Source organism: Pseudoruegeria aquimaris (assembly GCF_900172235.1).
Taxonomy (GTDB): domain Bacteria; phylum Pseudomonadota; class Alphaproteobacteria; order Rhodobacterales; family Rhodobacteraceae; genus Pseudoruegeria; species Pseudoruegeria aquimaris.
Genome location: NZ_FWFQ01000005.1, coordinates 92,437 through 110,149, shown reverse-complemented (window position 1 = coordinate 110,149; position 17,713 = coordinate 92,437). Strand labels below are relative to the sequence as shown.

Here is a 17,713-nt window from a genome sequence, read left to right as displayed (position 1 = left end):
CGCTCAAGCCCTCCGAGGCCTGAAATCAGGCCTCGTCCTCCGCGGCGGCTTCTTCGCCTTCGGCAAGGGCGTCTTCTTCGGCGTCGTCCTCGCCTTCAAGCTCGACCGGATCCACCCAGCCAAGCTGGATGCGGGCCGTCATCACGAGGTTCTGCGCCTCTTCGAGGCTCACGTCGAATTTCTCGAGGATACCGTCGTCCTTGACGCGCTGCCCGTCCACGGTCGTCCAGCCACCGGCCAGTTCCCAATCCGCGCAGGTGGCGAAATCGTCGAGCGATTTCACGCCGTCCTCGGCAAGTGCCTCAATCATCTGGGGCGTGAGGCCCTCGAATTCAACCAGGCTGTCTTCGACGCCCAGCTCACGCGCGTGCTCCAGCGCCTTGCGGTTCTGCTCTTCGAGGTAGTCGCGTGCACGGGCCTGGAGTTCCTCGGCGGTGCCTTCGTCCACGCCGTCGATGACCAGAAGCTCGTCCAGTTCCACGTAGGCAACCTCTTCGAGGTTGGTGAAACCTTCGGAGACCAGCAGCTGGGCGAAGAACTCGTCCAGATCCAGCGTATCCATGAACAGCTTGGTGCGCTCTTCGAACTCGGCCTGGCGGCGGGCCGATTCCTCGGCTTCCGTCATGATGTCGATGTCGAGGCCTGTCAGCTGGCTGGCGAGGCGCACGTTCTGGCCGCGGCGGCCGATGGCGAGCGAAAGCTGCTCGTCGGGCACCACCACCTCGATCTTGCCGGCGTCCTCATCGAGCACCACCTTCGAGACTTCCGCCGGCTGCAGCGCATTCACGAGGAAGGTCGGTGCATCCTCGTTCCACGGGATGATGTCGATCTTCTCGCCCTGCAGCTCGTTCACGACGGCTTGCACGCGGGAGCCGCGCATACCCACGCAGGCGCCCACCGGATCGATGGAGCCATCGTAGGAGATGACGGCGATCTTCGCGCGGGAGCCCGGATCGCGGGCCACGGCCTTGATCTCGATGATGCCGTCGTAGATCTCCGGCACTTCCATCTTGAACAGCTCGGCCATGAATTCGGGCGCGGTGCGGCTCAGGAAGATCTGCGGGCCACGCACTTCGCGGCGCACGTCCTTGATGTAGCAGCGGATGCGATCGTTCGGGCGGTAGCTTTCGCGGCCGATCTTCTCGTTGCGGCGCAGCACGGCTTCGCCGCGGCCCACGTCCACGATGACGTTGCCGTATTCCTCGCGCTTCACCACGCCGTTGATGATGGTGCCGACGCGATCCTTGAATTCCTCGTACTGGCGGTCACGCTCGGCTTCGCGCACCTTCTGCAGGATCACCTGCTTGGCGCTCTGGGCGGCGATGCGGCCCAGTTCGACCGGCGGCACCTCGTCGCGCAGCTCGTCGCCGATCTGCGGGTTTTCCATGTATTGCTTGGCCTGCTCGACGGTGAGCTCGGCCTGGTAGTTCTCCAGTTCGTCGTCGGCCACCACGGTGCGCACGCGGGTGAACGTCGCCTTGCCCGTCTTGCGGTCGATGGAGACGCGGATGTCCATTTCGGCGCCGTAGCGCGACTTCGCGGCGCGGGCGAGGGACTCTTCCATCGCCTCGATCACCAGCGCCGGATCGATCATCTTCTCGCGGGCCACGGCCTCGGCCGTCTGGAGCAGCTCAAGCTGGTTTGCTGAGGTAATTGCCATGTTCACTCCTCCTCGGAAGCGGTGTCTTCGTCTGTTTCGATGTCGTCGAACTGATCTTCGTCGACGATGCCGGCGGCCTTGCGCTGGCGGAGCATTTCGTTGATGAGCTCGTCGGTCAGCACGAGCTTGGCGTCGGAGAGCCAGTCGAACTTGAGCCCGATGATGACGTCTTCGCCGTTGTTCTCGATTTCGATCAGCACTTCGTCATCCTCGGTGCCCTTGAGGATGCCCTTGAAGCGCTTGCGGCCGTCGATCAGCTCGCTCGTCTCGATCTTGGCCTCGTAGCCCTCGAAGGTGTCGAAATCCTTCAGCCGCGTCAGCGGGCGATCGATGCCGGGGCTGGAGACTTCCAGCGTGTAGTTGTCGGCGATCGGATCTTCCACGTCGAGGATCGCGCTCACCGCGGTGGAAATCGTCGCGCATTCGTCCACTTCGATGCCGCCCTCGGGGCGCTCGGCCATGATCTGCAGCGTCGAGGTCTTGCCGCTCATCAGGCGGATCCGCACGAGTTCGAAGCCCAGATCCTCGATCACGGGCTGGACGATCTCGGCAAGGCGCCTGTCGATGGCGGCTTTTGCGATCAGGTCAGACAAGGGTGTCTCCAAAACAAAAAAGCGGGCTTGCGGCCCGCTGAACTTTTTCGGTGGGGCTGACCGAGGCCAACCGCCGCTGTTAAGGGGGATATACGCCCTTGATCTCGAGTCTGCAAGGGGGCGCGTTCACAATGACGCGCACACGGGTTCGCATGCCCGCCGCACGGGTGGCCCGCCGCCGGAACCAAGGTTGACAGCCCCGAGGTCACCGCCCACACAAGGCGCAACACGCAACAGCCGTTTCGGAGCTTTCCCATGCCCTATGTTCCCGCCGCCGACCGCTACCAGACCATGCCCTACCGCCGCTGCGGGCGCTCCGGGCTGAAGCTGCCGGCGATCTCGCTCGGGCTGTGGCACAACTTCGGCCACGACACCCCGCATGACACCAAGCGCGCGATCTGCCGGACGGCCTTCGACAAGGGCATCACCCATTTCGACCTGGCCAACAACTACGGCCCGCCCCCGGGCAGCGCCGAGGAAGCCTTCGGCGAGATCCTGAGAACCGATTTCGCCGGCTACCGCGATGAGCTGGTCATCTCGTCCAAGGCCGGCTACATGATGTGGGACGGCCCCTACGGCGAATTCGGCTCGCGCAAATACCTGATGGCCTCCTGCGACCAGAGCCTCAAGCGCATGGGGCTCGACTACGTGGACATCTTCTACTCCCACCGCTTCGACCCGGACACGCCGCTTGAGGAAACCATGCAGGCGCTGCACGACATCGTGCGCGCGGGCAAGGCGCTCTACGTCGGCATCTCCTCCTACAACTCACGGCGCACCCGCGAGGCGGCGGCGATCCTCAAGGATCTCGGCACCCCCTGCCTGATCCACCAGCCGAGCTACAACATGCTCAACCGCTGGGTCGAGGAGGACGGGCTGAAGGACACGTTGAAGGAGCTCGGCATCGGCTCCATCGCCTTCACCCCGCTGGCGCAGGGGCTGCTGACCGCGAAATACCTGAACGGCGTGCCCGAGGGCAGCCGCGCCACGCAGGGCAAATCCCTCGATCAGGCGCTGGTGAACGCGGACTCGGTGAAGAAGCTCAACAAGCTGAACGAGATCGCGCAGGCGCGCGGGCAGACGCTGGCGCAGATGGCGATTGCCTGGGTGCTGCGCGACGGCGGCATCACCACGGCGCTGATCGGGGCCTCCAAACCCTCGCAGGTGGAGGATTGCGTGGGCGCCGTCGGCAACCTCGAATTCACCGCCGAAGAACTGGCCGCGATCGACGAGAACACCGATCTCGGGGAGATCAACCTCTGGGCGCGCTCGTCGGAGTCGTAGTATTTTTCGCCCAACAGGCACTGTTAGGCCGCGCCGTCCCGCCCCCACGGGGCGGCGCGCATGCGCCACCCCTCGGGACGGCGCTACCATGGCCCTATCGAACGATCCTCAAGTATTCCCGCTCTTCCACCCCGCGCTGCGGTGCGTGCCGTCGCAATAGGGCTTGTTGCCGGATTTCCCGCACCGGCACAGGATGTATTTCCGCTCCGAAACCCCTTCCGCGGTGGCATCCGTCACCACCGGCACCCCGGTGACCCAATAAGGCCCATCCTTCTGCACCGTGATCTGGGCGCGGGTTTCATCGACGATTGTCTGCGGCGGCGTGCCCATCTGAAGCGCCCCCGACGGGCAGGCCGCCACCACGGCCTCCACCTGCGCCACGGTGCCATTGTCGGGCTGCACCCAGGGCTTCTGGTTCACGTCGAAGATGTTGGAGGCGATCCGCCCGCATTCCGCCGCATGGCCGCAGAGGCGCGGGTTGAAAGAGACGGTCACCTCCCTGCCTTCATAGGTGAAGAACCGGTCCGGGCCTTCGGGCTTGCCGCCCCGGCTTTCAAAACCAATCTTGGTGTGCGTGCCATCACAGAAGGGCTTGTTCGCGCTCTGCCCGCAGCGGCACAGGGCCATGACCGGCTTCACCTCCAGCGCCGCGCCATCCTCGCCCGTCAGGCTGCGGATGTGTTTCGCGATGAGCGGCCCGTTCTCGCGCTCTTCGATTTTCGGGGTCTCGTCACTCATCGCTGGCTCCTCCTGCTGGCTTTACACAAAGGGTAACGCGGGTGGGTGCGCGATCAATGATCGTCCTGTGCGTCAGAGCATGAGTGCTGTGCGCCGCAGCCGCAGCGCGTTCATTTCCTTCACCAGCTCCGCCGTGATCCCGGCTTCCGAAAGCGCGTGGCCCGCAAGGTGCACCATCTTCAGGCGGGCGTGCGGCAGGGCCTTGGCAAGATCATAGGCCGAGCGCGGCGGGCAGATCATGTCGAACCGGCCCTGCACGATGGACACCGGGATATGGGCGATCTTCGGCAGATCGCGCAGGATCTGGCCATCCTCCTCGAGGAAGCCCTTGTTGACGAAGTAGTGGTTTTCGAGCCGTGCGAAGGCGCGGGCGTAGTCCGAAGGCGCTTCCATCCGCGCGCCCTGGTTGTGGATGGAAGCCAGCGCGTTCTCCCACCCGGCCCAGGCGCGGGCGAAGCGGGATTCCTGCACCCGGTCGCCGGAGAACAGGCGCGCGTGGTAGGCGGCAATCAGGTCGCCGCGCTCCTCCTCGGGGATCAGGCTGACGAAATCGTCCCAGATCTCGGGCCAGAAGGCACCGGCCCCGCCGCCGTAGAACCAGTCCAGTTCCCGCTGCATCATCAGGAACACCCCCCGCAGCACCAGCGCGGCGGCGCGATCGGGGTGGGTCTCGGCGTAGATCAGCGCCAGGGTCGCGCCCCAGCTGCCGCCGAAAACGATCCAACGCTCGATGCCGAGCGCCGCGCGGATGGTCTCGATGTCCCGGACGAGATGCCAGGTGGTATTGTCCTCCACCGAGGCATGGGGGCGGGAGCGCCCGCAGCCGCGCTGGTCGAACAGGATGATGCGATAGGCCTGCGGATCGAAATACCGCCGCATCGCAGGGCTGCACCCCCCGCCGGGGCCGCCGTGCAGAACCACCACGGGAATGCCGTCCGGATTGCCGCATTGCTCGACGTAGAGCCGGTGGCCTTCCCCGACATCCAGCGTGCGCTGGTCAAAGGGGGCGATCGCGGGGTAGAGAAACCCGCCTGCGCCGTTTTGGTCTGCGACTCTGTCCATATCCAACCTATATAAGCTGCAAAGGCGCCCTGCCATGGGCCCACAGGAGAAATCAACGGAGGCAAGGATGCAAGCCGCTCAAACCACCGTCGACCCGACGGAAGTCGCAAAGTTCGAGGCCATGGCCGCGGAATGGTGGGACGTGAACGGCAAATTCAAGCCGCTGCACATGCTCAACCCCTGCCGGCTGGACTACATCACCAGCCAGATCGCGCTGGAGTTCGACCGCGATCTCACGGGCCCGGAGCCCTTCAAGGGCCTGCGCCTGCTCGATATCGGCTGCGGCGGGGGGCTGCTCTCCGAACCGATGGCGCGGTTGGGCGCCGAGGTGGTGGGCGCCGATGCCGCCGCCGGCAACATCCCGGTGGCGCAGGTTCATGCCAAACAGCAGGGGCTCGAGATCGATTACCGCAACGTGACGGCCGAGGCGCTGGCCGAAGCCGGCGAACAGTTCGACGTGGTGCTGAACATGGAAGTCGTCGAGCACGTGGCCGATCCGCAGGCCTACATCGACGCCTGCGCCGCGCTGCTCAAGCCGGGCGGGCTGATGATCTGCTCCACCATCAACCGCAACCCCAAAAGCTTCATGATGGCCATCGTCGGCGCGGAGCACGTGATGCGCTGGCTGCCCAAGGGCACGCACGACTGGAACAAGTTCATCACGCCCGACGAGCTTTACGGGCTGATCGAAACCGCCGGGCTGCTGCCGGTGGATCGCAAGGGATTCGTCTTCAACCCGATCAGCTGGAGCTGGTCCATCTCGGATCGGGATCTCTCGGTGAACTACGTCACCGCCTCCACCAAACCCTGATCACGTCTCGCCGAGGTGCTCGCGCAGCTCGCGGAGCACCCGCAGCGTCGTGCGGGCGCTGTCGGCGCCGATGTCGGCGGTGGCATCCGCGAGAATCGGCGCGATCGCCTGGATCGCCGCCTGAAGTGCGGCGCGGCCGGCCGGGCTGATCGAGACGAACTTGCGGCGCGCGTCGTCCCAATCGGGGCGGATGTGCACATGGCCGGCCCATTCGAGCTTCGACAGCGTGTTCGTCATCGCCCCACGCGTCACGTGGAAGGTGGCCGCAAGCTGTGCCGGGGTGCGTTCGCCCTTCACGTGGTCGAGGTGGTTGAGCACGGAGAAATGGGAAAGCTCCATGCCCTTGGGCAGGGCCTTGGAGATCTGGCTGCGCGCCAGCTGCCCGGCCATGAACAGCTCGCTGAAGAGGGCGGCGGCCAAGGAGTCGTTCGGTGTGTTCATGCCGGCGGCCCGTATTCCCTGTCGTGCGTGATCGCGGGGATCTTGTGGCGACACTTCTCCACCAGCGACAGGTCAAGATCAACCACGCTCACGCCCGCAGCCGTGCCCGCATCGTGCAAAACCTCGCCCCAGGGCGAGACCACGAGCGAATGCCCGTATGTCTGGCGGCTTTTGCCTGCGGTCGCGGCATGATGGCCCGTCTGCGCCGGGGCCAGCACGAAGCAGCCCGTCTCGATCGCGCGGGCGCGCAGCAGCACCTCCCAATGGGCGGCACCGGACACGGGCGAGAAGGCTGCCGGCACCGTGAGGATCTGCGCGCCGGCCTTGGCAAGATCGCGGTGCAGATGGGGAAAGCGCAGATCGTAGCAGATCGTCATGCCGACCTTCGCGAAACCGGCATCGGCCACGACGGCCTGCCTGCCGGGCCGGTAGCCGGCGCTTTCGCGGTAGGATTCGGTTTCGCTGATGTCCACGTCGAACATGTGGATCTTGTCGTAGCGGGCGGCGATGGCCCCATCCGGCGCGATCAGGAACGAACGGTTGGCAAAGCGGCCGTCTGGATCATCCGTCTTGAGGCCGAGCGAGCCGATCAGCAGCCAGATGCCATGCCGGGCGGCGGCGTCGCGCAGTCCGGCAAGGGTCGCGTCTTCGCTTTCAGGCCGAAGCATGTCCTGCTGGCGGCGGCGCGAGGCCGAAAGGCAGTTCGTCACCTCCGGGGTCAGCACGAACTGCGCGCCCTGCGCCACGGCCTCCGCGAGCATGGCCTCCGTCACCGGCAGGTTCGCCGCCGGATCATCGGACACGTTGAGCTGGAGAAGGCCCGCGCGCAGCATCAGGCGGCGAGCAGCGGATCGAGTTTCCCGGCGCGCTCCAGTTCGAAGAGATCGTCGCAACCGCCGACGTGGATGTCGCCCACGAATATCTGCGGCACGGTGTGGCGGCCGTGGGCGCGCTTCATCATCTTCTGGCGAAGATCCGGATCGCGCGAGACGTCGAACTCGGTAAACTCGATGCCTTTCTTCTTGAGAAGGCGCTTGGCGGCGTGGCAGTAGCCGCAGAGCGGCGAGGTGTAGATTTCGACGGAAGCCATGAGAGATATCCTTGTTTGCGCGGAACTATAGGCATCTAGGCATCCTTCGCAACGCGTGCGAGGGCCAGAACGCAAACCTCGCCTGCGCCCACCGCAATGCAGGCCTCGGTGCAGGCCGCCAGCGTGGCGCCCGAGGTCATGACGTCATCGACCAGCAGCACCGGCCGCCCGGAAGCCAGTTCGGCGCGGCGGCGATGCGCCCGGATGGTGCCAGCCATCGCGGTGAACCGTTCCTCCGCGCCGAGCCCCTCCAGAACCGGCGTCGCCTTGTGGCGGACAAGCAGATCGGGGCAGTGGCCGAGACCCGCGCGGCGCGCGATGGCCCGCGACAGGAGCGCCGACTGGTTGTAGCGCCTGCGCAGGAAGCGGAACGGGTGCAACGGCACCGGCGCCACCAGCATGTCTTCGCGCAGAAGCGGCGCCGCTGCGCGCAGCATCCAGCCCGCGGCCGGCTCCACCAGATCGAACCGCGCGCTGCGCTTGAAGGCCAGCACGAGGCGGCGCGCATTGCCTTCGTAGAGAAGCGCCGCACGGCCGGACCGCCACGGGCGGGCCGTTTGGCGGCATTCGTCGCAGAACTCCACCGCCCCCGCCTCGGCCTCACCGGGCAGCGGCACGCCGCAGGCATCGCAGACCAGCCCCGAGATGAAGGGAGTTTCGCGCCAGCAGGGGCCGCAGAGGCCGCCATCCCCGGCCACCAACGCGCCACAGGCGAGGCAGCGGGGCGGGTAAATCAGGTGCAGGGCACTTTGCATCCGCATCGTTCCCTCCTATCTTGCCGCGAATCTCAGGAAAGAGCATGAGCAGCCCCACCCCGATCACAGATCCCAAGGCCCTTGCCCGCGCCCGTGCCCGCGCCGCGCGCGCGGCTGAGCCAGCGCTGTTCCTGCAGGAAGAGGCTCTGTTCGAGATCAAGGAAAGACTCGCCGAGGTTAACAGAACGTTTAGCAAGATCGCCGTGATCACCCCCTGGCCCGATCTCTGGGCACCGGCTTTCCCCGACGCCGAGGTGATCGTCGACGGCGCCGATGTGCTGCCCTTCCGCGATCCTCCCTATGATCTGGTGATCCACGCAATGGGGCTGCACTGGGCAGCGGATGTCGTCGGCCAGCTGATCCAGTGCCGCCACGCCCTGCGGCCGGACGGGCTCTTCCTCGGTGCCGCGCTCGGCGGGCAGACGTTGCACGAGCTGCGCGCGGCGCTGGCGCAGGCGGAAGCGCGCGTCTCCGGCGGTCTGAGCCCGCGGGTTCTGCCGATGGCTGAGATCCGCGATCTGGGCGGCCTGCTGCAACGCGCCGGCTTCGCCCTGCCGGTGGCCGACAGCGCCACGCAGACCGCGCTCTACCGCGACATCTTCCACCTCGCCGCCGACCTGCGCGCCATGGGTGAAACCAATGTGCTGTCCGCCCGGCGGAAAAACTTCACGCCGCGCGCGCTTTTCACCGAAGCGCAGGCGATCTACGCCGAGGCCTTCGGCCGCGACGCGCGCCTACCGGCCACTTTCGAGATGATCTTCCTCACCGGCTGGGCCCCGGACGAAAGCCAGCCCAAACCCTTGCGCCCCGGCTCCGCCGCCCGCCGCCTTGCCGAGGCGCTGAACACCGAAGAAACGCCCCTGCCCGGCACGAAATCATCCGGCGGAGATTGACACGGCGCTCAATGCCTTATCTTCCTCGCCACGAACGACAGACCAGGACGGACACGATGCCCAACCCAGATGCGACCTGCCCGGCCCATGCGCCGAAGGATCACCCGAAGCTTCCGACCCCGAAAATCGGCGTGCTTCTGGCCAACCTCGGCACGCCGGACGGCACCGACTACTGGTCCATGCGCCGCTACCTGAACGAGTTCCTGTCTGACCAACGCGTGATCGACTATCCGAAGTGGAAGTGGCAGCCGCTGCTCCAGCTCATCATCCTGTCCAAGCGCCCCTTCACTTCGGGCGCGGCCTACAAATCGATCTGGAACGAAGAGCTCGACGAAAGCCCGCTGGCGACGATCACCAAGGCGCAGGTGGCCAAGGTGGCCGAGGCCATGGAGGCGCTGCACGGCGCGGAGGTGGTGGTGGACTACTGCATGCGCTACGGCAACCCTTCGACGGAGTCCAAGGTGCGCGCGCTGGTGGAGCAGGGCTGCGAGAAGATCCTCTTCTTCCCCCTCTACCCGCAATACGCCGGCGCCACGACGGCCACGGCCAACGATCAGTTCTTCCGGGCGCTGATGAAGGAGAAATGGCAGCCCGCCTCGCGGACGGTGCCACCCTACTTCGCGCAGGAGTCCTACATCGACGCACTGGCGGCCTCGGTCGAAAATGCCTACGCCGCGATGGAGGAAAAGCCCGACATTCTCGTGTGTTCCTACCACGGCGTGCCGAAACGCTACCTGATGGAGGGCGATCCCTACCATTGCCAGTGCCAGAAGACGACGCGGCTCCTGAAGGAGCGCCTCGGATGGGGCGACGACGCGATCACGACGACCTTCCAGAGCCGATTCGGCCCCGAGGAATGGCTGAAACCCTACACCGTGGAAGAGGTCGCGCGGCTGGCGGAGAGCGGCAAGAAGAAGATCGCGGTGATCGCTCCGGCCTTCTCTGCGGACTGCATCGAAACGCTGGAAGAGATCAACGAGGAGATCCGCGAAAGCTTCGAGGAAGCGGGCGGCGAGAGCTTCACCTACATCCCCTGCCTCAACGACGACGACGCGCATATCGCCGCGCTGGTGGAAGCCATCCAGACCAACCTGGCCGGCTGGATCTAGCGGCCATCAGGCCCGGAATTTCCAATAAAAAAAGGCGGTGGCCAAGCGGCCACCGCCTTCTTTGTTCGTGTAGTGCCGATATTAGTTGGCAGCAACGGCAGCGGCCACGACGGCCAGCAGCAGAAGCGGAACAACCCAGCCGCCGGAAGAACCAGTGGTTTCTTCGACGATCACCGGCTCTTCGATGATCGGCTCTTCGTAGCCGCCAGCAAAAGCGGTCGAAGCAGCAGCGGTCAGCGCAGCGGCGAGAACGAGTTTCTTCATGTTAACCTCCAGTAATCACCTAACGCCGCGTTAAACAAAATGAGGACGGCGCAGGCAGTTCAGACTGTACCTCGTATTTTCCAATAAGCAGGCTATGTGTCCGATTGCAAATGTATCTTTCGAATTCCGCCATTTCCCGCCGTTTCGTGGCGTCAAATAAGCAACACTTGGGTGCCCGGGCCGGTCAACTGGTACAATTCGGCGATGTGCTCGTTGTAGAGGCCGATGCATCCGTTGGACGAACGGCGCCCGATCTTGCGCGTATCGTGGGTTCCGTGGATCCGGTAATACTTCCATCCGAGGTAGAGCGCGTGGGTGCCCAACGGGTTGTCCGGGCCGGGCGGCACGTAGCTGGGCCATTCCGGGTTGCGTTTCAGCATGGCCGGCGTCGGAGACCAGCTCGGCCCCTCCACCTTGCGCACGACGCTGGTGCGGCCCCGGCGCGTGAGATCCTCGGTGAGAGGCACGCTGGTGGGATAGAGCTTGTAGACCGACTGATCGGCCGACCAGAAGTGCAGCACGCGCGCGTTGACGTCCACGAGGATGGCGCCGTTGCGCAGGCTGCCGAAATGATCCTGCCAGCGCCGGGCCTGGAAGCCCGAAAGGTTGCGCGGGACGGTGGGTTCAAGCACGGTCTGGGCCAGCGCAGGGGCGGCGAGCCCGGCAAGAGTGGCGGCGGAAGAAGTAAGAAAAATGCGGCGGCCAAGGCGCCGAGAATCCTGTTGAGCCATGGAATGCCCCCCGATTCGGTCATGAAAAGCAGCCCTTGAATGTTATGGCCCCGATACCTCAGTCGCAAATTAAACACGGAATCTTGCGGGGTTGCCCCTGCCTCGGCGTTTGATCCGCGGGCCTTCGCCCTGTAATGAGGGTGCGTTCAGCTTATACGGTGGAGCCCATGTCGAAGCTTCTTGCTACCCTTTTTACCGGCCTTCTTTTCCTCGCCGCCTGCGAGCCGGCCACGCCGCCCGTCGGGCCAGATGGCCGTCCGGCGACCACCGTCTACAAGATTTCCAACCGGGATGCGGGGCAGATCCAGTTTCGCATGCTCGAAGGCGTCAACACGCTGCGCGCCGCCGCCGGCGTACCGCAGGTGCAGCTGAACACCGCCCTCAACAATGCCGCCGCCGCCCACTCGCGCGACATGTCGATCCAGAACCGCCCGTGGCACTTCGGTTCCGACGGCTCCTCCCCGCTGGACCGCGTGGCCCGCGCCGGATACCCCGGCCCTGCCGTCGGCGAAGCGATCTCGGAAACTTTCGAGACCGAGCTTCAAACCCTTGCCGCCTGGATGGAAGATCCGGGCTCGCGCGGCGTGATCCTCGATCCGGCGGCCCGCAATATGGGCTTCTCCTGGTTCCAGGAATCCAACGGCAAGATCTGGTGGACGCTGGTGATGGGCGGCTGACGCCCTCCACATTCACGGATAGATGGAGATCACCGTTCCGTCGTTGACCATCGCGTAGATGTCTTCGATCTCGTGGTTCTTCACCGAGATGCAGCCCCACGTCCAATCCCGGCCCTTCGGCTTGAAGGCGTTGGGTTGGCCGTGGATGAAGATGTCGCCGCCGGGCGATTTTCCCAGCGCCCGCGCCACTTCCACGTCGCGGGCATTGGGGTAGGAAATCCCGACCGACAGGTGGAACTTCGAATTCGGGTTGCGCCTGTCGATCGTGTAGTCGCCTTCCGGCGTGCGCCCGTCACCCTCGAACTGCTTGTGGCCCTCGGGCGCGAAACCGAGATCGATGTCGTAGGCTTTCAACACCTGGTCATGGTGCAGCAGATACATCTTGCGCCGCCCCTTGTAGACGACGACGCGGGTCACCTCGGGGCCGTTGTACGTCTTGAATTTCGAGCTGCAGGCCGCCAGCGGGGCAAGCAGCAGCGAAAGGAGGATGGATCTGCGCGAAACCATTGAAACACTGCCCGTACTCTTATTTTCTTGCGCGCTTTTTACACCAGAATCGCCTTGAAAAAAAGGCGTCACGCGCCCGGGCGGCGGAAGGCGGCGGCAAGTTCCACGTGGGGCGACCAGCGGAACTGGTCCACCACGTCGATCCACTGCAACTGATACCCCACGGCGCAGAGCGCGGCGGCATCGCGCGCGAAGCTCTGCGGGTTGCATGAGACATAGGCGATGCGCGCAACGTCCGTGCGCGCCAGCTCGGCGACCTGCGCCTCTGCGCCGGCGCGGGGAGGGTCCAGAACCACGGCATCGAATCGGGAAAGCTCGTCCGGCAACAGGGGCCTGCGGAACAGATCGCGGGTTGCCACCTCGACCCGCTTCAGCCCCTGCGCCCGGCGCCAGCCCCTGTCCAGCGCCGCCAGCATGTCGGCCTCGCCCTCCACCGCCAGCACCTCGGCCTGCTCGGCCAGAGGCAGCGAGAAGGTGCCGCAACCGGCGAAGAGATCGACGATGCGCGCCGATCCGCCCACCGCTTCGCGCACCGCGGCCAGAAGCGCCGCCTCTCCTTCCGCCGTGGCCTGAAGGAAGGCGCCCGGCGGCGGCGCGACCCGCGCCTTGCCGAAGGGCAGCACCGGATCCTGCCACTGGGCGATCGTCTCCCCGTTCCAGGAAAGCCGCGCCAGTCCGGCTTCCGCACCGAGCGCCGTGGCCTTTGCCCGCAGCGATTCATCGAGCGGATGCAGGCCCTCCGCCGCCAGATCCACGCCGCAGAGGGTCAGCGTTGCCGTCAGGCTCACCTCCCCCTTGCGCGAGGCGCCCAGCAGCACCAGCGCGGCCATCGTTTCCCGCAGGGCAAAAAGCTCCGGCCGCACCACATGGCATTCCGCGAGGTCCACGATCGTGCCCGAGGCGCGGCCATGGAAGCCGATCAGCGCGCCCCTCTTGGTGCGCCGGCCCGAAAAGACGGCCCGGCGGCGTGATTGGCGCGGCGAGGTGTGCACATCCCGGATCGGCGCCGGCAGCCCGTGGGCCGCAAGCGCATTGGCCACGATGTCGCGCTTCCAGCCGGCCACCAGGGTATCGCTGGCGTGCTGCATGGTGCAGCCGCCACAGGCCTTGAAATGCCGGCAGGGCGCCTTCACCCGCTGCTCCGAGGGCACGAGGATGCGCGGCGCGGCGATCCGGCCGTTTTCCACCTCCCCCTCGACGACCTCGCCAGGAAGGGTCATGGCGGCAAAGATCGGGCCCTCGGCGATCCCGTCCCCGAGATGGCCCAGTTTCTGGATGGTGATACTCACTCGGCTGCCTCTTGAATATTGAGAAATCCGCCGGACTGCCGCTCCCAGTAGCGGGCATAGAGGCCGCCCTTCGCCAGCAGCGCCTCGTGGCTGCCCTCTTCGGCGATGCGGCCCTGATCCAGCACGATGATGCGGTCCATCTGGGCGATGGTCGAAAGCCTGTGGGCGATGGCGAGCACCGTCTTGCCCTCCATGACCCGCTCAAGCGCGGCCTGGATGGCGGCTTCCACCTCGGAGTCCAGCGCGCTCGTGGCCTCGTCCAGCACGAGAATCGGCGCGTTCTTGAGAATGGCCCGCGCGAGCGCGATCCGCTGCCGCTGGCCACCCGAGAGCTTCACACCGCGCTCCCCGAGGTGCGCATCATACCCGGTGCGTCCCTTGTGATCGCGCAGCTGCAGCACGAACTCATGCGCTTCGGCGCGCCGGGCGGCCTCCTGCACCTCTTCCAGCGTCGCGCCGGGGGTGCCGTAACGGATGTTCTCGAAGGCGGACCGGTTGAACATCGCGGTTTCCTGCGTGACCGTCCCGATCTGGGCGCGCAGCGAGTCCTGCGTCACCATCTTGATGTTCTGCCCGTCGATCTCGACGCGGCCGCCCTCGGGATCGTAGAGCCGCAGCAACAGGTTCACGAGGGTCGATTTTCCCGCCCCCGAGGCCCCGACGATGCCGATCTTCTCGCCGCCGCGCACGTTCAGCGTGATCCCGTTCACGCCGCCCGACCGCTGGCCGTAGGCGAAGCGCACATCCTCGAAGGTGATCGCGCCCTCCGTCACCGCGAGCGGCTTGGCGTGGCGGCTGTCCGTCAGCCTGTGGGCCGGGGTGAGCGTGTTCATCCCGTCCTCCACCTCGCCGATGTTGGCATAGATCGCCATCAGCACGAAGCTCACCCAGCCCGTCATCTGCGCGATCCGCAACGAAACCGCCCCCGTGGCTGCGATGGCCCCGGCGGTGACTTCGCCGGCGTTCCACAGCAGCAGCGTGCTGCCGATCAGGATCACCGGCACGACCCCGGCCACCGCCATCAGGGCGAAGCGGAAGAAGGTAGCAAGCTCTCCGAAATGCACGGCGGTCTCCCGCCAGGCACTCATCGATTCATTCGCCGCGCTGTCCTCGTGGGCGTCATGCGCGAAGAGCTTGACCGTCTTGATGTTGGTGATCGTATCGACGATCTGCCCCGAAACCATCGCCCGCGCCGCGGCGCGCCTTCCAGAGCGCAGCCGGACGCGCGGCATGAACCAGCGGATCATCAGCAGGTAGCCCACCAGCCAGACCGAGAGAATCGCCCCGATGCGCCAGTCGATCCCCATCAGGAGCGCCGCCGCCCCCACAAGCGAGGCCAGCGCAAAGGCCACCACGTTGATCATTTCCATCGTCACGTCGGTGACGGCCCGGCTCGTCTGCATCTGCTTCTGGGCGATGCGCCCGGCGAAATCATTGTCGAAGAAATCGACGGAATGGCCCAGCGCGTAGCGGTTCAGGCGCGAGAGAACCAGCGGCATGACGTTGGGCGCCACCGCGAGGCTCTGGATCGCCGCCGAAGCCCCGAACACCAGCGGCCGCAGGACGAGGAAGAACGCGGCCACGCCCAGCAGCAGGGGCCATTCCTGCGCAAGCCCCCCGGCGCCGGCACGCAGGGCGCCGTCCACCACGAGGCCAAGCAGGAAGGCGCTGCCAACCTCGATCACCCCGGCCAGAACGGAGACGAAGGCGGCGAAACCGAGCACCGGCCAGCTGCCCTTGAGGCACCAGCCGAAGAAGGCCAGAAGCGTGCGCGGCGGCGAGCCGTCCGCCGGTTGCAGCGGATCGATCAGCCGGTCCAGCCTGAGCCTGTCGAGCAGGCGGGATGCCACGCGGTAGGGGCTCATTCGGTGGCCTCCCCGCTATCACCTTCCGGGGCGTCATCGGTGCCGATGAAGCCGCCGGACTGCCGGCTCCAGAAGGCCGCGTAGAGCCCGCCCAGCGCCAGAAGTTCGGCATGGGTGCCCTCTTCCGCGATGCGCCCTTCGTCGAGCACGACGATGCGGTCCATGTGGGCGATGGTGGACAGCCGGTGCGCGATGGCGATCACCGTCTTGCCCTCCATCATGCCGTAGAGCGTTTCCTGGATCGCGGCCTCCACCTCGGAGTCGAGCGCGCTGGTGGCTTCGTCCAGCACGAGGATCGGTGCGTTCTTCAGGATCACCCGCGCCAGCGTGATCCGCTGACGCTGCCCGCCCGACAGCTTCACGCCGCGCTCGCCGACGTGGGCGTCGTAGCCGGTTCGGCCTTCCGGATCTTCCAGATCAAGGATGAACTCATGCGCTTCGGCCCGCCGGGCGGCCTCGATGACCTCTTCCTCGGTTGCGTCCGGGCGCCCGTAGAGGATGTTGTCACGCACCGAGCGGTGCAGCAGCGCGCTGTCCTGCTGGACCATGCCGATGGCGGCGCGCAAGGAGGCCTGCTGCACCCGGGAGATGTCCTGCCCGTCGATCAGGATGCGCCCGGTCTCCACGTCGTAGAACCGCAGAAGCAGCTTGACGAGGGTCGATTTCCCGGCGCCCGAGCGGCCCACGAGGCCCACTTTCTCGCCCGGGCGGATCGCCAGAGAAATGGCATCCAGCCCCCCGGCCTCCCGGCCGTAATGGTGCGACACGCCCTCGAAGGTGATCGCGCCCTCCGTCAGCTTCAGCGGCTTCGCACCCGGCGCATCCACGAGGGTGATCGGCTGGGCGATGGTCTCCATGCCCTCGGACACCACGCCGAGCGAGCGGAAGAAGGTGGAAAGCGCCCACATGATCCAGCCGGTCATCGCGTTGAGGCGCAGGGTCAGCGCCGTGGCAGCCGCCACCGTGCCGATCGTCGCCGCATCGTTCATCCACAGCGCCACCGCCCATCCGACGACCCCGACGATCAACGCGCCGTTCAGCGTCACGAGGCCGAGATCCATCTTGGTGAAGATCCGCATCTCCTTCGCGAAGGTGCGGCGCGTGTTCTCGATCGCTTCCTTTGCATAGTCGATCTCGTGATCGTGGTGCGCGAAGAGTTTCACCGAATGGATGTTGGTGTAGCTGTCCACCACGCGGCCCGTCACCTCGCTCCGGGCATCAGAAGAGGCTTTGGAAGCCGGGCCCACGGTACGGATCGTCCAGCGCACGAGAAACATGTAGAGCACGAACCAGATCACCAGAGGGATCGCCAGCCGCGGATCGGAATCCGCCAGCAGGATCGCCGCCCCCACGAGATAGGCCACCGCGAAGGTCATCATGTCGAAGACCTGGAACACCGCGTCGCCCGCGGCGGGCGGCGTCTGCATGATCCGGTTGGCGATGCGGCCGGCGAAATCGTTCTCGAACCAACCCACGGACTGGCGCAGAACGTGTTTGTGCGCCCGCCAGCGGATGAGGGTGCCGAAGTTGGGCAGGATCGCGTTGTTGAGCAGCGCCACGTCCAGCGCCTGGATCACCGGGCGGGCGAAGAGGATGAACAGCGCAACCAGCAGGAATTCCAGCCCGTAATCGGCGCGCACACTCTCAGGCGTCCCGCTGGCAAGGATATCGACCACGCGGCCCATGTAGTAGATCAGCCAGATCTCGATCACCGCCACGACGAGCGACATCACCCCGGCATAGAGAAAGACACGGTGGAACGGCCGCGCGTATTCGCGCAGAAACGGCCACAGCCGCTGCGGGGGGCGGTCGCTCTCCTCATACTGCGTATAGGGATCGACGAAATTCTCGAAATACCGGAACACAGGAAAAACCTTCCGTCGCTGCCCGGTGGATATAAACCGTCCGGGCGGAAAGGGAAACCGCGGGCGGCGGATTCACCCT

Annotated in this window: 19 protein-coding genes; 5 read left to right on the top strand and 14 right to left on the bottom strand. The window is 65.8% G+C overall.

Annotated features, from left to right (window positions below):
- Positions 1 to 25: 25 nt before the first annotated feature.
- Both nusA and rimP read right to left on the bottom strand, forming a co-directional pair.
- Positions 26 to 1,660, bottom strand: a complete 1,635-nt coding sequence (nusA, locus tag PSA7680_RS05315; RefSeq protein WP_085867627.1) for a transcription termination factor NusA — start codon at positions 1,658 to 1,660, stop codon at positions 26 to 28.
- A gap of 2 nt (positions 1,661 to 1,662) precedes the next feature.
- Positions 1,663 to 2,253: a ribosome maturation factor RimP gene (rimP, locus tag PSA7680_RS05310; protein WP_139838559.1), complete on the bottom strand. Its 591-nt coding sequence runs from the start codon at positions 2,251 to 2,253 to the stop codon at positions 1,663 to 1,665.
- A gap of 255 nt (positions 2,254 to 2,508) precedes the next feature.
- Here rimP and mgrA point away from each other — a divergent pair, with 255 nt between their 5' ends.
- Positions 2,509 to 3,537 carry an L-glyceraldehyde 3-phosphate reductase gene (gene mgrA / locus PSA7680_RS05305; protein ID WP_085867625.1) on the top strand — a complete coding sequence of 343 codons (1,029 nt, stop codon included), beginning with the start codon at positions 2,509 to 2,511 and terminating at the stop codon, positions 3,535 to 3,537.
- 108 nt (positions 3,538 to 3,645) lie between these two features.
- Here the strand turns inward: mgrA and PSA7680_RS05300 are convergent, their stop codons facing one another.
- Together PSA7680_RS05300 and pip are read right to left on the bottom strand one after the other, a co-directional pair.
- Positions 3,646 to 4,275, bottom strand: a complete 630-nt coding sequence (locus PSA7680_RS05300) for a CDGSH iron-sulfur domain-containing protein (RefSeq protein ID WP_085867624.1) — start codon at positions 4,273 to 4,275, stop codon at positions 3,646 to 3,648.
- Positions 4,276 to 4,347: 72 nt separating this feature from the next.
- On the bottom strand, positions 4,348 to 5,337 hold the full coding sequence (gene pip / locus PSA7680_RS05295) for a prolyl aminopeptidase (RefSeq protein WP_085867623.1): 990 nt from the start codon (positions 5,335 to 5,337) through the stop codon (positions 4,348 to 4,350).
- 67 nt (positions 5,338 to 5,404) lie between these two features.
- On the opposite strand from pip, the gene ubiG reads away from it, so the two are divergent.
- Positions 5,405 to 6,148 (top strand): bifunctional 2-polyprenyl-6-hydroxyphenol methylase/3-demethylubiquinol 3-O-methyltransferase UbiG, encoded by a 744-nt coding sequence (ubiG, locus tag PSA7680_RS05290; protein WP_085867622.1) that lies wholly within the window; start codon positions 5,405 to 5,407, stop codon positions 6,146 to 6,148.
- Here ubiG and PSA7680_RS05285 read toward each other — a convergent pair whose 3' ends face one another.
- From PSA7680_RS05285 to PSA7680_RS05270, 4 genes are read right to left on the bottom strand one after another with little or no spacing between them, the layout of a single operon-like run.
- Positions 6,149 to 6,589: a MarR family winged helix-turn-helix transcriptional regulator gene (locus PSA7680_RS05285; protein WP_085867621.1), complete on the bottom strand. Its 441-nt coding sequence runs from the start codon at positions 6,587 to 6,589 to the stop codon at positions 6,149 to 6,151.
- Positions 6,586 to 7,419 carry a carbon-nitrogen hydrolase family protein gene (locus PSA7680_RS05280; RefSeq protein WP_085867667.1) on the bottom strand — a complete coding sequence of 278 codons (834 nt, stop codon included), beginning with the start codon at positions 7,417 to 7,419 and terminating at the stop codon, positions 6,586 to 6,588. The genes PSA7680_RS05285 and PSA7680_RS05280 overlap by 4 nt, the downstream gene beginning before the upstream one ends.
- A 2-nt stretch (positions 7,420 to 7,421) precedes the next feature.
- On the bottom strand, positions 7,422 to 7,679 hold the full coding sequence (gene grxC, locus PSA7680_RS05275; protein WP_085867620.1) for a glutaredoxin 3: 258 nt from the start codon (positions 7,677 to 7,679) through the stop codon (positions 7,422 to 7,424).
- A gap of 35 nt (positions 7,680 to 7,714) precedes the next feature.
- The gene (locus PSA7680_RS05270; RefSeq protein ID WP_085867619.1) at positions 7,715 to 8,440 is read right to left on the bottom strand and encodes a ComF family protein; all 726 of its coding nucleotides are present in this window, start codon (positions 8,438 to 8,440) and stop codon (positions 7,715 to 7,717) included.
- Between the two features lie 38 nt (positions 8,441 to 8,478).
- Here PSA7680_RS05270 and PSA7680_RS05265 point away from each other — a divergent pair, with 38 nt between their 5' ends.
- The gene (locus PSA7680_RS05265; protein ID WP_085867618.1) at positions 8,479 to 9,327 is read left to right on the top strand and encodes a methyltransferase domain-containing protein; all 849 of its coding nucleotides are present in this window, start codon (positions 8,479 to 8,481) and stop codon (positions 9,325 to 9,327) included.
- 56 nt (positions 9,328 to 9,383) lie between these two features.
- Positions 9,384 to 10,436 (top strand): ferrochelatase, encoded by a 1,053-nt coding sequence (gene hemH / locus PSA7680_RS05260; protein ID WP_085867617.1) that lies wholly within the window; start codon positions 9,384 to 9,386, stop codon positions 10,434 to 10,436.
- Positions 10,437 to 10,517: 81 nt separating this feature from the next.
- Here hemH and PSA7680_RS05255 read toward each other — a convergent pair whose 3' ends face one another.
- On the bottom strand, positions 10,518 to 10,700 hold the full coding sequence (locus tag PSA7680_RS05255; RefSeq protein ID WP_085867616.1) for a hypothetical protein: 183 nt from the start codon (positions 10,698 to 10,700) through the stop codon (positions 10,518 to 10,520).
- A gap of 152 nt (positions 10,701 to 10,852) precedes the next feature.
- Positions 10,853 to 11,431: a L,D-transpeptidase gene (locus tag PSA7680_RS05250; protein WP_085867615.1), complete on the bottom strand. Its 579-nt coding sequence runs from the start codon at positions 11,429 to 11,431 to the stop codon at positions 10,853 to 10,855.
- 167 nt (positions 11,432 to 11,598) lie between these two features.
- Between PSA7680_RS05250 and dalA the strand changes: the two genes are divergently transcribed.
- Positions 11,599 to 12,108: a divisome-associated lipoprotein DalA gene (gene dalA, locus PSA7680_RS05245; protein WP_085867614.1), complete on the top strand. Its 510-nt coding sequence runs from the start codon at positions 11,599 to 11,601 to the stop codon at positions 12,106 to 12,108.
- Between the two features lie 12 nt (positions 12,109 to 12,120).
- On the opposite strand, the gene PSA7680_RS05240 is transcribed toward dalA, so the two are convergent.
- The 4 genes from PSA7680_RS05240 to PSA7680_RS05225 all read right to left on the bottom strand — a co-directional run bounded on the left by PSA7680_RS05240 (position 12,121) and on the right by PSA7680_RS05225 (position 17,634).
- Positions 12,121 to 12,615 carry a L,D-transpeptidase family protein gene (locus PSA7680_RS05240; protein WP_085867613.1) on the bottom strand — a complete coding sequence of 165 codons (495 nt, stop codon included), beginning with the start codon at positions 12,613 to 12,615 and terminating at the stop codon, positions 12,121 to 12,123.
- 68 nt (positions 12,616 to 12,683) lie between these two features.
- Entirely contained in the window at positions 12,684 to 13,904 is a 1,221-nt protein-coding gene (locus tag PSA7680_RS05235; protein WP_085867612.1) for a class I SAM-dependent RNA methyltransferase, read from the bottom strand.
- Positions 13,901 to 15,769 (bottom strand): ABC transporter ATP-binding protein, encoded by a 1,869-nt coding sequence (locus PSA7680_RS05230; RefSeq protein ID WP_085867611.1) that lies wholly within the window; start codon positions 15,767 to 15,769, stop codon positions 13,901 to 13,903. The genes PSA7680_RS05235 and PSA7680_RS05230 overlap by 4 nt, the downstream gene beginning before the upstream one ends.
- Complete coding sequence (locus PSA7680_RS05225; protein ID WP_085867610.1) at positions 15,766 to 17,634, bottom strand: ABC transporter ATP-binding protein; 1,869 nt, start codon at positions 17,632 to 17,634, stop codon at positions 15,766 to 15,768. Before PSA7680_RS05225 ends, PSA7680_RS05230 begins: the two co-directional genes overlap by 4 nt.
- Between the last annotated feature and the right edge of the window lie 79 nt (positions 17,635 to 17,713).

Bases quoted from the DNA above. Each gene is read 5' to 3' on its own strand.
- PSA7680_RS05240 (WP_085867613.1), bottom strand. From the start codon at position 12,615: ATGGTTTCGCGCAGATCCATCCTCCTTTCGCTGCTGCTTGCCCCGCTG.
- hemH (WP_085867617.1), top strand. From the start codon at position 9,384: ATGCCCAACCCAGATGCGACCTGCCCGGCCCATGCGCCGAAGGATCAC.
- PSA7680_RS05270 (WP_085867619.1), bottom strand. From the start codon at position 8,440: ATGCGGATGCAAAGTGCCCTGCACCTGATTTACCCGCCCCGCTGCCTC.
- PSA7680_RS05300 (WP_085867624.1), bottom strand. From the start codon at position 4,275: ATGAGTGACGAGACCCCGAAAATCGAAGAGCGCGAGAACGGGCCGCTC.
- mgrA (WP_085867625.1), top strand. From the start codon at position 2,509: ATGCCCTATGTTCCCGCCGCCGACCGCTACCAGACCATGCCCTACCGC.
- pip (WP_085867623.1), bottom strand. From the start codon at position 5,337: ATGGACAGAGTCGCAGACCAAAACGGCGCAGGCGGGTTTCTCTACCCC.
- grxC (WP_085867620.1), bottom strand. From the start codon at position 7,679: ATGGCTTCCGTCGAAATCTACACCTCGCCGCTCTGCGGCTACTGCCAC.
- PSA7680_RS05255 (WP_085867616.1), bottom strand. From the start codon at position 10,700: ATGAAGAAACTCGTTCTCGCCGCTGCGCTGACCGCTGCTGCTTCGACC.
- PSA7680_RS05265 (WP_085867618.1), top strand. From the start codon at position 8,479: ATGAGCAGCCCCACCCCGATCACAGATCCCAAGGCCCTTGCCCGCGCC.
- ubiG (WP_085867622.1), top strand. From the start codon at position 5,405: ATGCAAGCCGCTCAAACCACCGTCGACCCGACGGAAGTCGCAAAGTTC.
- PSA7680_RS05285 (WP_085867621.1), bottom strand. From the start codon at position 6,589: ATGAACACACCGAACGACTCCTTGGCCGCCGCCCTCTTCAGCGAGCTG.
- PSA7680_RS05250 (WP_085867615.1), bottom strand. From the start codon at position 11,431: ATGGCTCAACAGGATTCTCGGCGCCTTGGCCGCCGCATTTTTCTTACT.
- dalA (WP_085867614.1), top strand. From the start codon at position 11,599: ATGTCGAAGCTTCTTGCTACCCTTTTTACCGGCCTTCTTTTCCTCGCC.
- PSA7680_RS05230 (WP_085867611.1), bottom strand. From the start codon at position 15,769: ATGAGCCCCTACCGCGTGGCATCCCGCCTGCTCGACAGGCTCAGGCTG.
- nusA (WP_085867627.1), bottom strand. From the start codon at position 1,660: ATGGCAATTACCTCAGCAAACCAGCTTGAGCTGCTCCAGACGGCCGAG.